Genomic DNA, 14,955 nt, shown 5'->3' with positions numbered 1-14,955 from the left:
CGCCCGGTGCAACACTTTCGACATCTCGACCCCGCAGTGCACGACGCACTGTTCTTCCGGCCACCCAAGAACATTGCCGTCGATGCGGACATCGTCAGTGTCGCAACGGCACTCGGCGCGACACTGTACATGCCTGCGACACGGACCGACCTGACCGCGACGTTGATCAAACGCAGCCGCATGGGCGTCTGCTCGTTGGTTATCGATCTCGAAGATGCCGTCGCCGATCACCATCTCGAAGAGGCCCTCGCCAACACCGTGCGGACACTCGACGAGCTGGCCACGGCCGAGGACTTCACCGCGCTGGCGTTCGTTCGGGCCCGTACTCCGGAGCACATTCGCAAGATCTGTTCCGAGATCGCTCACGGTGCCGCCGGCCTCGCCGGTTTCGTGGTGCCCAAGTTCACCGCCGCCAACGGCGCCTCCTTCCTCGACGCCATCGCCGCGGGTTCCAAAGATCACGGCAAGCGACTGTTCGCAATGCCTGTTCTCGAATCCGCCGAGGTCGTATTTCGAGAGACTCGCGACACCGAACTCGTCGCGGTACGCGAACTGCTTCTCGCACACAGTGACCTAGTACTCGCGGTGCGTATCGGCGCCACCGACATGTGCGGCATGTTCGGTATCCGCCGCGACCGAGATCTGACCATCTACGACGTCCGAGTCGTCGCCGACGTCATCAGTGCCATCGTCAACCACCTCGGGCGCAACAACGAAACCGGATTCGTCATCACAGGACCGGTATGGGAGTACTTCGCCGATCACGAACGCATGTTCCGGCCCATGCTCAGACAGACCCCGTTCGTCGAACCCGGGGCAGTTCGATTTCGGCAGCAGCTCGTAAGCAGTGACCTCGACGCCCTACTTCGCGAAGTCGCATTGGACCGCGCCAACGGGATTCAAGGAAAAACGGTAATTCATCCATCTCACGTTCCGGCCGTACATGCACTGTCTGCAGTCACACACGAGGAGTACCACGATGCGCTCGACATCTTGGAATCCGACGCAGGAGGCGTCCGGGCATCGGGCTACGGTAACAAGATGAACGAGCTTGGACCACATCGTAACTGGGCGAGCCAGACATTGCTGCGTGCCGATGCTTTCGGCGTCACCAATGAAAAGATCACGTTCGTGGACGTACTCACCGCTCTGGCGGACCGATGAACAACCCGACCGACGGCATCAAAGTCACCGGCACCGGCACGTCCTCGGAGTGGTCGGTAGAGCAACTCGTCCGCCCCGGGTTGCGTCGAAACCCCAGGCGTGCGCATCTGTTGGTGTCGGAGGTACTCGGAAAACACATACCGGTCGACCCCGAACTCGTGACCGCCGCAGCCGACCAGCTCGGGACGCTCGTACTCGACGCGGTCGGTGGATCGGACGTCGTCGTGCTCGGGTTCGCCGAAACAGCAACTGGTTTGGGACATGGCGTGGCGGCGCGACTCAACGCGTATTCCTACCTGCATTCGACGCGTCGCGACGTGCCCGGCCTGGAGGTGTACGGCGAGTTCCAAGAAGGTCATTCACACGCGACGGATCACAAACTGCTGCCGACGTCCGCGGACGTCATGGCCGTTCCGCTTCCCCTCGTCTTGGTCGACGACGAGATATCCACCGGGAAAACGGCACTCGAAGCAATCCGCTCCGTCCACGCCGTCACTCCGCGTGCACATTACGTGATCGCCTCGCTCGTCGACATGCGAAGCGAGAAGCACATTCTCGAGACAGAAGCCGTCGCGACCGAACTCGGCGTCACCATCGTCAGTGTCAGCCTCGCGCAGGGCAGCGTCGAACTGGCCGAAGGACTCGTCGGTGATGTGACCGGACTACCGGACCCGACATTCAATCCCGCCGCGGAGACTGCGGGCACCGTGGCCCGCCTCGATGTGGAGTGGCCCGCAACCGTTCCCGACGGCGGCCGTCACGGCTTCCTTTCCTTCGACACTCCGGCCTTCGAGAACGCGATCGCTCACGTTGCCGCCCGCGTCGAGACCGTCGTGCCCGTCGGCAGGCCCGTAGTGGTCCTCGGCCACGAAGAATTGATGTACTTGCCGCTTCGCCTCGCGTTGATTCTCCGTGCGGGTGGTCATCCGGCATTGTTCCAAACCACCACTCGGTCACCGGCTTACGTACTCGATACACCGAATTATCCGTTGCGTCGTGGCTTCCAGTTTCTGGCGCCGGAGAACGGCGAACTCGAGGCTCGGTACGTCTACAACGCGGACGGTCCCGAGAATGCGTTGCTGATTCTCGTGGTCGACGAGCCTGCGGACACCGACCGTCTGTTCGGCGAAGGTGGTGCCGCTCGCACTCTCGCCGCTTCCGGCTCCGATGTCCTCGTGGTCGTCATCACCGGTGCCGATCCGGTAGCCCTCGCGGTGTCGCGTCGCGCGGTGCCCCTCACCGGGCCCGCATTCGGCTCCTACGCCCCTGGCGAGGTGACGTGGCTGCTCAAGGACCTCTCGGGGGTAGAGCTCGAAGCCGATGTCGGTGAGCGAGAGAAACGAATTCAAGCCGGCACAGCGCACTACGCCGAATCGCTGCCCGTAGAGTTTCAGCCCGATCTCGCGTACCGAGAATTGTTCGAAGAAGTTCTGCAGGACAGTGCTTCTCGACTAGCAGTCGCAGTCGGTACCGTCACCGAACTCGTTCTGGCCGAGCGCGGGCACGACATCGTTCTCGCATCGTTGGCTCGAGCCGGCACACCGATCGGGATACTGATGCGCCGCTGGGCACACCACGCGCATGGACTCGAACTGCCGCACTACGCCCTCTCGATCGTCCGTGACCGTGGAATCGATACTGTCGCACTGAAATACCTCGCGGACAATCATGATCCCCGGTCGGTCGTCTTCGTAGACGGCTGGACGGGAAAGGGTGCCATCGCCAGCGAATTGACGGCTGCGCTAACAGCATTCGAGGGCGCAGAATTCAACAGCGATCTCGCAGTTCTGGCCGACCCTGGCCACTGCGCGCGGACCTACGGCACGCGTGATGACTTCCTCATCGCATCTGCTTGCCTCAATTCGACGGTCTCCGGTCTCGTCTCCCGGACGGTCCTCAACCGCGACCTGATCGACGACGGCGAATTTCACGGCGCCAAGTACTACGCCGACCTTGCACCGGACGACGTGTCCAATCATCTGCTCGACACCGTGTCAGCACAATTCGACTCGGTGCGCGAGGACGTTGCCCGCTCGGTCACCGCAGTATCGAACTCGGATCGCACCCCGACATGGACCGGATGGGCTTCGGTGGAGAAGGTCCGTGAAGAGTTCGGGATCTCACATGTAAATTTCGTCAAACCCGGTGTAGGGGAAACCACGCGAGTACTTCTCCGTCGAATTCCATGGCGGATTCTCGTGCGCGAACTCGATGCCCCCGAGCACCGACACATCCGAATGTTGGCTGCCGCCAGAGATGTTCCGGTGATCGAGGTGCCCGACCTGGCATATTCGTGCATGGGCCTGATCAAGGATGTCACATGAACAGCCTCGTAGCGGTCGACCTGGACCGTACGATGATCTTCTCCGCGGCCGCGCTGGGGTTCGAGGTCGACGACAGCGTGGTCTGCGTCGAAATGTTCGACGGAGCGCCACTGTCCTACATGACCACCACCGCCGCCGAGTCGCTGCGCACCCTCACCGCCGATGCCGTCGTGGTGCCGACGACGACACGCACGATCGAGCAATTCCAGCGAATCTCACTGCCCGGCGCGCCCTGGCGGTTCTCGATCACGAGCAACGGCGGCAACATCCTCGTCGACGGTGAACCCGACCGTGCATGGCGTTCCAGTTTCTCGGACATCGATCTCGACGGAGTCCGTGAGGAACTGACGCGTCGAACCCGCGGCGACTGGGTTCTCAAGCGTCGGACTGCGGACGACCTCTTCTGCTACCTCGTCGTCGAGCCCACAGCGGTTCCGCCTGAATTCCTCGCGGACTGGTCTTCGTGGTGCGCCGCGCGTGGATGGAACGTCTCGCAACAGGGCCGCAAGATTTACACGATGCCCGACGTCGTCTGCAAGAGTCGCGCCGTCGCCGAAGTTCTCACCCGCTGCATCGACGACGGCATTCTCGACGACGGGGCCCTCACGCTTGCTGCGGGTGACGGCGCACTCGATGCAGAGATGCTCATCGCCGCCGACCGGTCCATCAGGCCGCGGCACGGCGAGTTGGAGGCGAAAAACTTTCGGCACGACGGGTTGGTGGTCACGACGGCGGCGGGTGGGCTCGCGGGCGAGGAGATTCTCACCTGGCTGCATGCCGAGTCGGCTCGAGAAGTCGATGGAACCATCCGTGCGTCCGCTGCGTCGAACAAGGCAAGGGGTTGACGCACACACGGGGGTACAGGCATGGGCTGGGGAAGCACGGGCTCGCAAGGTAGGCCCTGGACGGGCGCAAATCGTGTCAGATCCGCAGAATCGGGTTCTACGCCGACTCATGATCCGGAGCATCAGGCATGAGCCCTGATCCCTCGCAAGAACTGCAGCAGACCCTGCGCTCACTCGAGAGCATCAGCGGGTTCGGCGACATGTCGGTGCAGGAGTTCGGCGACCTGACGCGCGCCGTCATCTACCAAGAGCGGGACAGTTACGCCTACGGCGGAGGCTACGAGCCCAAGGCAGTGTTCGACGACGACCCGTTCGAGGCAATGTCGCATGGAGAGATCTTCGGGAAAGTCGAACAGTTCCAACCTGAACGGGCCGAGGAGTCCTCCAAAAACTGGCGAGCGATCGGAGCCCATGCAGCCGAGGGCGCCGATCAGTTCGCTCAGGCAATGGCCGCGGTGAACAGCACCAGCTGGCAGGGCCCATCAGCCACCGCCGCAGTCGACGGTGTTCACGCGTACACGAAGTCGACCGCAGAGTTGAAAACGACTGCACATCTTGTGGCGAACAAGCTGCTCGAGGCATATACGGGGCTTCAGCAAACCAAGGCGAGCGTTCCGCCTCCGCTGGCTACCGGCCCGTTCGAGAAAGTGCTCGACGCCGTTCCGGGCTTTATCGTGCCCGGTGCGTTGAAGCAGGCCCAACACGCACGTGAAGAGGCGGAAGAAGCTGCGCGCCAGGTCATGCGCAGCGTGTACATGCCGGTCGTACATCAATCCGACGACCAAGTTCCGATTCTGCCGACCGCGCTCGACCCGGTCACCGACGGTGGCGCAGGCGATGCCGCCAGGCATCAACCGGGCACCAAGGGCCCCGGCTTCAACGCGCAACCTTTCCCCCGAGCAGACGCATCGGCCACTGGGCCCGAATCCGGCAATGATGCTTCGGGGCAGACCGGTTCACCTGCCTCCGACGGCGGCGCTCTTCGGTCTCCTGCATCGGATGCTCAGGACATCGGGACAGAGGCGTCGAATTGGGCGCCCGGTGAGGCACCACAGTCGCCGCAGCCGCCCACCGGTCCGGCCGGGGCACAGCAAGGGGCGAATGCCCCCTCCGGCTCACCACCAGCGGGGTCCTCACCCGGTGGCTCGGTGCTCGGCAGTCCACTCGGTGGTCCCGGCGGTTCAGGTGCCGGGGGTTCAGGTGCCGGGGGTTCAGGTTCCCGGAGCAGTGGTTCAGGCGGTACCGGTTCTCGGTTCGGCGGGGGCTCAGGTGGTTCTGGCTCGGGTAGTTCGGGCTCGGGTGGTTCGGGGTCGGGTGGTTCGGGGTCGGGCATCGGGGGGTTGAGTCGCCCCGGAGTCGGCGGCTCGGTTCTCGGAGCTCCTGGCCAGGGCGGTGCCTCGGCTGGGGGCCAAGGATCGACCGGAGGGACGGGTACGGCCGCAGGCCGTGCCGGTGCCCCTGGAATGGGCGGAATGTCGCCTGGCGCAGGTCGCGGTGGGCCGGGGGGTGCAGACGACATCCACAAGACGCCCGGCTACCTGGTCGATGCCGTCAATGGAGACGAATTGATCGGCACGCTCCCACTTGTCGTTCCACCGGTGCTAGGCGGGTGAACGAGCGCGAATGGAGCATGACCGGCCTCGAATTTCGGGTCATGATGGAACAGTTCGGGCGCGATCGATTGCCGTTCCCACTGCAAATTCGTGCGACCGCACGCTCGGCGGCCGAGTATCACCGTCAATGCCACGAGGCGTCCATCGGCGTCGCGACTAAGATGGACGAGGACCTGCGCGAGGCCGGACGGATCCTTCTCGACCCGCGGCTTCGAATCGAAGTCGTCGGCCATACGAGGAGCACGAGTGCAGCCGACGGCTCCGCCGACGTCAAGATCCGTGGCCATGCCGCGATCGGACACGACAGTGCAGTGGTGCTGATCCAACAACCCGGACTCGATGATTCCTCTGGCGGTCCGGTGACGGTTCGCTTGGCCGCCTCGTATCGAGCGGTGAATGGAGTGCTGGGCGCACTGCCCGAATCCCCGAAGGGCACCAACCCTCGCATCGACATTCCGCGGCCTTCTCCGATCGGCCGATCGACTGCGAATTCCGTCGTGTTCGACAGCGCCACAGGGTCGACCTCCAGGGAGCACTTCGACCGTCTCCTCGGCCGACGTCGAACCAGCGCTGGCGAAATCCTTCTCTGCCCTGGCAAGACCACCGACAATCGAGTGGAAAAGAACTTGGCTGGTTTTCACTGGGTGGACAACGCCGATGACGGTCGATACCTGGTCCGGTCAGGTTCCACTGTCAGCGTCATTCCCGCCTCCGATTCCGACGTGGACGCGGAAGTCCGAAGGCTCGCCGCAGAGTTGGCAGCCGAGAACTGAAGCCGGCGACCGGCACCGGTGGTGGAACTTCGTCCACAGCATTCGGACATTTCGACCCAGTACATTGGTGTTCGCACTTCACGACCCGCTCTCATCGAAAAGGACACACATTGTCTGCTCCAGCCGGTCAGCCCTTGGCGAAGGGACAAAACGGTCCGATCACCGTGAACAATGTGGTCGTATCCGTGCAGCTCAGCGCTCCTGCCGACCTGTCGGCACTCCTGGTAACCGGGGACGGCAAAGTCCGCACCGACGCGGACTTCGTCTTCTTCAATCAACCGACCGGGCCTGGTGTTTCTCTGGCTCCCGGCGCCACCGGACAACCCGGACAGTTATCGATCGCACTGACCGAAATCCCCGCCGATATCGAACAGATCCGCGCAGTCATCACCCTCGACGACGCGTCGAGCAGCTTCGGCCGAGGCGCACCGCCCACTGCTCGCATCGCCGACGCGCAGGGCAACGTGTTGTACAAGTACGTCATCGACGGCCTGAGCAGCGAGTCCATCGTGATCGCAATCGAGGTGTATCGACGCTCGGGCACCTGGAAAGTTCGCGCGGTAGGACAGGGCTACTCCGGCGGTTTCGCTGCACTCGTCACCGACCACGGTGTGTCCGTCGACGACGCTCCCGCCGCGCAACCGGCAACCCCGACTCCTCCTCCCGCACCGACTCCTCCTGCACCCACACCCCCGCCCGCACCGACACCACCGCCGTCCGGCCCATCCGAGGTCAGTTTGACGAAGGCCCGTCCGGTCAGCCTGACCAAGGGTCAAAAGGTCACACTGCGCAAGGACGGTGGCGTCGCGCTGACGAAGATCCGGATGGGTCTGGGATGGGACCCGGTGGCGGCGCCCAAGAAGACCGGCTTCTTCGGCGGTGGCGGACGCAGCGGGGACATCGACCTGGACGCGTCGGCGATCATGTTCGCCGGGCGCAACGTGGCAGATGTCGTGTATTACGGCCAGCTGAAGGCCAAGGATGGGTCGATCCTGCATCAGGGCGACAACCTGACCGGCGCCGGCGAAGGCGACGACGAGGTAGTGAACGTAGACCTCACGCGTGTTCCCGCGAATGTAACCGCGATCGTGTTCACGGTGACCTCGTACCGAGGGCAAACTTTCGAGCAGGTCGAGAACGCATTCTGCCGCCTCGTCGACGACACCAACAACACCGAGCTCGCCCGCTTCACTCTCCAGGGCGGGATGCCGTTCACCGGACTCGTCATGGCAAAGGTTTACCGCGAGGGTGGAAACTGGAAGCTTCAGGCCATCGGTGACGGCATCGCCGCCAAGCACGCAGGCGAAGCAGTTCCGCATCTCGGCAAGTACATCTAGTCCACGCGCATGGGCACGGAAACCGCCTGCGGTGCGGTGGTTTTCGTGACCCGATGCGCATCCGGCGCATGGTCGAGCACTCCTCCCACCGGATCGTCCACCCCGCCCAGTCTCACGAGATCCTCGTCCGGGCGATAGATCTGCCGAACTATCAACGCACACAGTGCGATCACGGCGATGTCACGCACGACGACGGCCGCGGTGAACCATTGCTCCGGGATGCCCTTGTCAGCGACACCGAGGTAGTAGTACATCCGGGGGAACCAGACGAAGGCGTCGATCACCATCCACGCCAACAACAATCTTCGATGCGGTAGTGCGAGCACAGCCAGGGGCACGAGCCACAGTGAGTACTGCGGACTCCACACCTTGTTGGTCAGTAGGAAACCGGCGACGACGAGGAAGCTCAACTGTGCCAATCGCGGACGCATCGGAGCATTCATCGCGATGTAGGCAATACCGGCGCACACGGCAACGAACAGCACCATCGTGACGGCGTTGAGGAACAGCGGTTTGTCACCCGGATACATGGTTCCGTCGAATCCAGTCCATCCGGTGAACGACGAGATGACGTTGTAGATCGAATCCGGGTCGGCAGCGCGCATGGAGTTGAGCCGAAAGAACTCCGACCATCCGCTCGGAAACAGGAGTGCAATAGGAAGATTGACGGCCAGCCACGCTCCGAGGGCGGCGGAAGCGGTCAGGAACCATTCGCGCATCTTCCCGGCGCGCCAACACAATACGAGGAGCGGGCCCAAGAGAAGCAGGGGATACAACTTGGTCGCGCCGCCGAGACCGAGCAGGACACCGGCCAGTACGGGTCGCTTCCTCCCCCAAGCCAAGATTCCCACGGCGGCGAAAGCTGTTGCCAGCGCGTCGAAGTTGGTAAAACCGTGCACGATGACCAGCGGTGAACCTGCCACGAGCGCCGCATCCCAGATGCGCCGGCCGGCCGACATCGCTGTCGCCCAGACGGTGACCAACCATGCAAGGGCCAACCCGATCGCGACGACGTTGAAGTAGATCACCACCGAGAGCGCCTGCGGCAGCCAGGAGATCGAACTCCACGCCTTGGCCACGACCATCGAGCCGTACTGATACATCCCCGACAGGACCGGATACTCCATGTAGCGAATCTGCGTGCTTCCGTCTGCGGCCACTTCTTCCCACGACTTCTTGTACGGGAAGGCGCCCTGGTCCAAGCGCTCTGCGCCGTACAACGGAACGGTGTCGGAATAGCACATTGCAACGTACTGACGGCTACCACTCCAGTCGAGACCCAGCGATCCCTCTGCTCCGTTGGGTGCCTGTTGAATACAGCCGGCCTTGGCGAACCAACCGAAGCTCAGGAACACTACGGCGAGGAGCAACACCACCCGAAGCGGCGTCAGAAATCGCTGGCGGCCGATCAGTGCGTGCTTGCCCGCCGACCCACCGATGACCGCAGCGAACTCTGCGGTCATCGGGTCGTTCGCGCCCGGGAGGTCTCGGGCCACGTTCGAGGATCGGTCGGGTGCCAACGGTCCCGGACTCGCGACGACTTTCCTCGCTCCGGGTTCGAAGGCTCCGGGTTCGATGGATCTGTCGTCGCTCACCCGGTCACGCTACCGAGCCGGAGCAGGTTCGAGCTCTTCTTCGGGCGTCTGTGGTGTGGCGGATTCGGGCGACTGCGCCGGCGCCGGAGCGAGGCCCGGTAGCGGAATCGTCACCCCCGGAAGGATCTCGACCTGGCGCGGTGTGATCACGACGGGCGGCGAAATCTCCGTTGGGATCGGCAACGTGATCGGTGGTGGTGGCGTCACCACTGCTGCTGCGCTGGGTGTCGTGGCCGGGGCTGCGGGAGCCGAGTACTGCGGCACACCAGCCTGACCGGCGATCGGCTCGGGAGTCGGGAAGTTCTCGTTGGACGTTCCTTCCAACGAGTCGTCCATCGTGTCCTTCCAGATATCCGACGGGAGTCCAGAACCGTAGATCGATCCGCCGTAGCTGTTTTGCAGAGGAAGTCCCTGCTCGGTTCCCACCCATACTGCCGTCGACAGCGAGGGGGTGTAACCGACCATCCAGGCGTCCTTGTTCTCGCCGGTATCGCCGAGCTGTGCAGTGCCCGTCTTCGCGGCGGATTGACGGCCGCCGGCCAGATTGTGGCCCTTGGAGTATCCGGCAATCGGCCGCATCGCAGCGGTGGTGTTGTCTGCAACAGCGGCGGAGGTGACCTGTTCGCCTGCCTCGGCACCCCGATCCAACAGGACCGTACCGTCGGCCGTGACGACGCGCTGCACGAAGTGCGGCGCGTGGTAGACACCCGACGCAGCGAGCGTCGCATAGGCGGAGGCCATGTCGATCACGCGAGACTGGTACTGGCCGAGCACGATTCCATTGTTGGGTCCGGCACCGTTCGGCTCGGTCAACGTGGGACCGACGCCCGGGATCTCCTCAGGGATTCCGAGCTTGTGTGCCATGTCTGCAATCGCCTGCGAACCGTTGTCCATCGACAACTGCAAGCGATAGAAGCTCGTGTTGAGCGAGCGTTTGAGCGCCTCTGCGATGGTGCAGGTTCCGCAGGATTCGCCCTCGACATTGCTGATGGGGATGCCGTTGACGGTAAGCGGCGAGCTGTCGAACATCTGCGAAAGCGGAATGCCCTGATCCAGTGCCGCCGCAAGGCCGAAGACCTTGAACGAGGACCCCGTCTGCAGACCCGACTGAGCGAAGTCGAATCCGCCGCCGTCCGAGCCGCCGTAGTAGGACTTGACCGCGCCGGTGCGTGGGTCGACCGAGACGGATGCCGCACGCAGCTCGGAGGGCTCGCCCTCCATGTTCGAGTCGACCGCATCGATCGCTGCGGCCTGCGCCACGGGATCGATCGTCGTGGTGATCTGCAACCCCTCGGTATTGAGGTCCTGTTCACTGACACCGGCAGCTGATAGTTCACGCAGAACCTGGGACTTGATCAGCCCGTTGGGGCCGGAGTCACTGTCGCCGGTTTCGGCTTGTGAGGCGGGAACCCAACGTGGGTACTGCATCGCTGCACGCTGCGCCTGCTCCAGATTTCCTTGCGAAACCATACCGTCGAGCACATAGTTCCACCGCGTCTGAGCACCGGTCGGATTGAACTCGGGGTCCAGGCCGGACGGCTGCTGAATGGTGGCCGCCAGCACGGCACCTTCTTCGACAGTCAACTGGTCGACCGGCTTGCCGAAATACGCCGTCGACGCGGCAGCGATCCCGTACGCACCTCGGCCGAAGTAGATCGTGTTCAGATATGCCGCCAGGATGTCGTCCTTGGACCACTGACGAGCCATCTTCGACGAGATGACGAGCTCGCGCATCTTTCGCGTCAAGGTGCGTTCGGATCCGACCAGGGCATTCTTGACGTACTGCTGGGTGATGGTCGAGCCACCACCTGCACTGTCGCGTCCGAGAACGTTGTCACGCAATGCGCGTCCGAAGCCGGTGACCGAGAAGCCGGGATTGGAATAAAAGTCCCTGTCCTCCGCTGACAGCACCGCGTTGCGCACGTGCAACGGCACCTGCTCGATCGACACATCGGTGCGATTGCCCTCGGGGGGCACGACCCTACCGAGCACACTCGAACCATCGGACGCCAGAATTGTGGCGACCTGGTTGGTCTTGATGTCGCCCGGGCGTGGGACGTCCTCGACCGTGTAGGCGACCATGAATGCGAGAATTGGAATGATCATCCCCAACGCGATCAGCGCATACAGCGTGCGACGGACGGGCCGCCACTTGGACTTCTTCTTCGTGTTCGCGGCGGAACCTCTCTCGGGCGGTTCGGGCGGTTCATTGCCCGAAGAACGTGGGGGCGGGTTGTCCGGCGGTCCGGTCGGCGGAAGCCCACCGGCACCGCGTGCAACCGGTGGGCCCGTTTCGGGGCCGCGGATGGGTAGCGGAGGGCGCCCGGGAGGTGGACCAGCCGGGCCGTTGCCTGCAGGCGGACGGCCTGCAGGCGGACCGCCTTGCATGGGTCGGCGGGTCTGCGGCGGGGGGCCCTGTGGTCGGAGCGGCGGATCGAGAGGACGTCCCGGCGGCGAACCCTGTTGGCCTCCTGCCGGTGGGCCTGGCCGACCCGGAGGCGGACCCTGCGGCCGACCCGTCGGTGGACCCTGCGGCCGACCCGTCGGTGGACCCTGCGGCCGTCCCGTCGGTGGACCCTGCGGCCGACCCGGAGGCGGACCCTGCGGTCGTCCTGGCGGGGGACCGAGAGGCCGACCTTGCGCGTCGCGTCGAACGCCCGGGGGTGGGCCCATCGGCGGACGACCGGGGGGCGGGCCGCCAGCGCCTGGGGTGTTGTCGCTGCCGCCTGGCGTGTTGTCGCGGCCACCAGGCGTGTTGTCGTAGGGGGAACTCACGTACAGGTCTCCAGTGGTTGCGGCAGGCACATCCGTATGCCGACCGGGATTGTCAGCGACGCGGTGTGTCTCACTCGCTCGCTGTTCGACGGTTCGGTTCGCGAGATCCCGATCGGAGCCGTCGCGGTTGCTTCGGGGCGGGAACTGCACCTAGTACATAGGATTGGACCAGGTGATTCCAACTGCAGGAACGGCAGACTTCGACAACGTGGACAGAGAACTCCTCCTGCGTTGCCGCGAGGCGAACGAGTTCGTCCGACGTCCGCGCCGAACCCGAGAGTGTCCCCAGCTTCTCGCCGAACACCCACGAGACGAGGGTGAGCTGCTCCTTGCGGCAGATCGGGCACGCCACGTCGCTACCGCGGCCGTGGAACTTGGCCGCACGTAGTAGATAGGGATCGGCATCACACACCGCAGCCACGCCGGTCCTGCCCGAATAAACTTCGGCGAGCAGTGACCGTCGCTGAAGGGCGTAGTCCACCACCTGTCGCTGAAGTCGCACGAGGACCAGAGTACGTGCGGCCGCAGACTTGCGAACCTGGCATCCCGACTCTGATGTGACAACGGCGCGCCACCTCTCGCTGAAATTGGCTCCGCCCACGGCGCTTCACCTCTGCCGGAGCGTTCACCACTTGCGAGCGCCTAGGTCTCGCACGCGAGCTTCGGACTGCATTTTCGGCTACCCGAAGGCCCAGATATGTCCAAACTTATATCGGGTCGATACATTTTGTGTATATGCTTGGCAATCGCATCAACAATTGCGGTACAGACATCAGAGGAGGAGGGTCGCATGCTCGAGCTCGCAATCCTCGGTTTGCTCCTCGAAGCGCCGATGCACGGATACGAACTCCGCAAGCGTCTGACCGGACTCCTCGGTGCATTTCGAGCCTTCTCGTACGGCTCGTTGTATCCAGCCTTACGCCGCCTACAGGCGGACGGGCTGATTGCCGAGGATGCGGGGCCGGACACCCTCGTGAAACGTCGGGCACGGCGTGTGTACGAGCTCACTCCGCAAGGTAAGAAGCGCTTTGCAGAGTTGGTTGCCGACACCGGACCACAGAACTACACCGACGACGGATTCGGCGTCCACCTCGCCTTCTTCAGTCGCACACCGGCAGAAGCCCGGGTGCGCATCCTCGAAGGCAGGCGACGCCAGGTCGAGGAGCGCCGTGAAGGACTCCGCGACGCCGTGGGGCGAGCCAACGGGACGCTCGACCGGTACACCAGTCAGCTTCACCAACTCGGCCTCGAATCGAGCGATCGCGAAGTGCGGTGGCTCAACGAAGTAATCGCAGCCGAGCAGGCGGGCCCGTCCGTCACCTCCACCACGAATCCGAACAATGTTTCCAAGACAGAAGGAGAACCCGACCATGGGTGAGAACAGCAACGCCATCCGCGTGGCCATTGTGGGTGTGGGCAACTGCGCCTCATCCCTGGTCCAGGGCGTGGAGTACTACCGGAACGCCGACGAGAACACCACCGTTCCCGGCCTCATGCACGTCAAGTTCGGCAAGTACCACGTCCGCGACGTCGAGTTCGTCGCCGCGTTCGACGTGGACGCCAAGAAGGTCGGCTTCGATCTCTCCGACGCGATCTTCTCCAGCGAGAACAACACGATCAAGATCGCCGACGTACCGCCGAAGAACGTCCAGGTACTCCGCGGACCGACCCTCGACGGACTCGGCAAGTACTACCGCGAGACCATCACCGAGGCCGACGCCGAAGCAGTCGACGTTGCCCAGGCCCTCCGCGACGCGAAGGTCGACGTCCTCGTCTCCTACCTTCCCGTCGGATCCGAAGAAGCCGACAAGTTCTACGCGCAGGCATCGATCGACGCAGGCGTCGCATTCGTCAACGCTCTGCCCGTCTTCATCGCCAGTGACCCGGTTTGGGCCAAGAAGTTCGAAGACGCAGGCGTCCCCATCGTCGGCGACGACATCAAGAGCCAGGTCGGCGCCACCATCACGCACCGCGTCATGGCGAAGCTGTTCGAAGATCGCGGCGTCCAGCTCGACCGGACCATGCAGCTCAACGTCGGTGGCAACATGGACTTCCTCAACATGCTCGAGCGCACCCGCCTCGAGTCGAAGAAGATCTCCAAGACCCAGGCAGTGACGTCGAACCTCCAGAAGGAGTTCAACGCCAAGGACGTTCACATCGGACCCTCGGATCACGTCGGTTGGCTCGACGACCGCAAGTGGGCCTACGTCCGGCTCGAAGGCCGCGCCTTCGGCGACGTGCCACTGAGCCTGGAATACAAGCTCGAGGTTTGGGACTCGCCCAACTCGGCCGGCGTCATCATCGATGCGGTTCGCGCAGCGAAGATCGCCCTCGATCGTGGCATCGGTGGACCGGTCATCCCGGCGTCTGCCTACCTGATGAAGAGCCCGCCCAAGCAGCTCGCCGACGACGTCGCGCGCACGCAGCTCGAAGCGTTCATCATCGACGCGTAGTCAACCCTGCAGGTGAGTGGAAATACGTCCTTCAGGACGTGTCTCCACTCACCTGGGCAAGTCGGTACCTTCTTTT

11 protein-coding genes are annotated in these 14,955 nt (G+C 63.7%); 8 read left to right on the top strand and 3 right to left on the bottom strand.

Annotation, left to right across the window (positions count from 1 at the left end; all coding sequences use genetic code 11):
• Positions 1 to 6 precede the first annotated feature (6 nt).
• The 6 genes from O1W68_RS06315 (at position 7) to O1W68_RS06290 (ending at position 8,056) form a co-directional block, all read left to right on the top strand.
• Entirely contained in the window at positions 7 to 1,164 is a 1,158-nt protein-coding gene (locus O1W68_RS06315) for an HpcH/HpaI aldolase/citrate lyase family protein (RefSeq protein ID WP_269302040.1), read from the top strand.
• Complete coding sequence (locus O1W68_RS06310) at positions 1,161 to 3,488, top strand: phosphoribosyltransferase (RefSeq protein WP_269302039.1); 2,328 nt, start codon at positions 1,161 to 1,163, stop codon at positions 3,486 to 3,488. Before O1W68_RS06315 ends, O1W68_RS06310 begins: the two co-directional genes overlap by 4 nt.
• On the top strand, positions 3,485 to 4,333 hold the full coding sequence (locus O1W68_RS06305; protein WP_269302038.1) for an HAD family hydrolase: 849 nt from the start codon (positions 3,485 to 3,487) through the stop codon (positions 4,331 to 4,333). The genes O1W68_RS06310 and O1W68_RS06305 overlap by 4 nt, the downstream gene beginning before the upstream one ends.
• A 128-nt stretch (positions 4,334 to 4,461) precedes the next feature.
• Positions 4,462 to 5,946 (top strand): hypothetical protein, encoded by a 1,485-nt coding sequence (locus O1W68_RS06300; RefSeq protein ID WP_269302037.1) that lies wholly within the window; start codon positions 4,462 to 4,464, stop codon positions 5,944 to 5,946.
• Between the two features lie 17 nt (positions 5,947 to 5,963).
• Positions 5,964 to 6,719 carry an ESX secretion-associated protein EspG gene (locus O1W68_RS06295; RefSeq protein ID WP_269302036.1) on the top strand — a complete coding sequence of 252 codons (756 nt, stop codon included), beginning with the start codon at positions 5,964 to 5,966 and terminating at the stop codon, positions 6,717 to 6,719.
• 134 nt (positions 6,720 to 6,853) lie between these two features.
• Positions 6,854 to 8,056: a TerD family protein gene (locus O1W68_RS06290; RefSeq protein ID WP_269302838.1), complete on the top strand. Its 1,203-nt coding sequence runs from the start codon at positions 6,854 to 6,856 to the stop codon at positions 8,054 to 8,056.
• On the opposite strand, the gene O1W68_RS06285 is transcribed toward O1W68_RS06290, so the two are convergent.
• The 3 genes from O1W68_RS06285 to O1W68_RS06275 form a co-directional block, all read right to left on the bottom strand.
• The gene (locus O1W68_RS06285) at positions 8,053 to 9,651 is read right to left on the bottom strand and encodes a glycosyltransferase family 87 protein (protein ID WP_442972290.1); all 1,599 of its coding nucleotides are present in this window, start codon (positions 9,649 to 9,651) and stop codon (positions 8,053 to 8,055) included. The genes O1W68_RS06290 and O1W68_RS06285 overlap by 4 nt on opposite strands.
• A 9-nt stretch (positions 9,652 to 9,660) precedes the next feature.
• On the bottom strand, positions 9,661 to 11,757 hold the full coding sequence (locus O1W68_RS06280) for a transglycosylase domain-containing protein (protein WP_269302834.1): 2,097 nt from the start codon (positions 11,755 to 11,757) through the stop codon (positions 9,661 to 9,663).
• 739 nt (positions 11,758 to 12,496) lie between these two features.
• Positions 12,497 to 12,928 (bottom strand): DUF5318 domain-containing protein, encoded by a 432-nt coding sequence (locus O1W68_RS06275; RefSeq protein ID WP_269302832.1) that lies wholly within the window; start codon positions 12,926 to 12,928, stop codon positions 12,497 to 12,499.
• Between the two features lie 288 nt (positions 12,929 to 13,216).
• On the opposite strand from O1W68_RS06275, the gene O1W68_RS06270 reads away from it, so the two are divergent.
• Together O1W68_RS06270 and O1W68_RS06265 are read left to right on the top strand one after the other, a co-directional pair.
• Positions 13,217 to 13,804 (top strand): PadR family transcriptional regulator, encoded by a 588-nt coding sequence (locus O1W68_RS06270; RefSeq protein WP_084345956.1) that lies wholly within the window; start codon positions 13,217 to 13,219, stop codon positions 13,802 to 13,804.
• Complete coding sequence (locus O1W68_RS06265; protein ID WP_269302035.1) at positions 13,797 to 14,879, top strand: inositol-3-phosphate synthase; 1,083 nt, start codon at positions 13,797 to 13,799, stop codon at positions 14,877 to 14,879. Before O1W68_RS06270 ends, O1W68_RS06265 begins: the two co-directional genes overlap by 8 nt.
• Positions 14,880 to 14,955: the final 76 nt, after the last annotated feature.

Source organism: Rhodococcus sp. H36-A4, assembly GCF_027158005.1.
Lineage (GTDB): Bacteria > Actinomycetota > Actinomycetes > Mycobacteriales > Mycobacteriaceae > Rhodococcoides.
This window is presented reverse-complemented; position numbering and strand designations above follow the sequence as displayed.

Excerpts from the sequence above, each read along its gene's own strand:
- O1W68_RS06310 (WP_269302039.1), top strand. The coding sequence starts at position 1,161 with ATGAACAACCCGACCGACGGCATCAAAGTCACCGGCACCGGCACGTCC.
- O1W68_RS06305 (WP_269302038.1), top strand. The coding sequence starts at position 3,485 with ATGAACAGCCTCGTAGCGGTCGACCTGGACCGTACGATGATCTTCTCC.
- O1W68_RS06300 (WP_269302037.1), top strand. The coding sequence starts at position 4,462 with ATGAGCCCTGATCCCTCGCAAGAACTGCAGCAGACCCTGCGCTCACTC.
- O1W68_RS06295 (WP_269302036.1), top strand. The coding sequence starts at position 5,964 with ATGACCGGCCTCGAATTTCGGGTCATGATGGAACAGTTCGGGCGCGAT.
- O1W68_RS06280 (WP_269302834.1), bottom strand. The coding sequence starts at position 11,757 with ATGATCATTCCAATTCTCGCATTCATGGTCGCCTACACGGTCGAGGAC.
- O1W68_RS06270 (WP_084345956.1), top strand. The coding sequence starts at position 13,217 with ATGCTCGAGCTCGCAATCCTCGGTTTGCTCCTCGAAGCGCCGATGCAC.
- O1W68_RS06265 (WP_269302035.1), top strand. The coding sequence starts at position 13,797 with ATGGGTGAGAACAGCAACGCCATCCGCGTGGCCATTGTGGGTGTGGGC.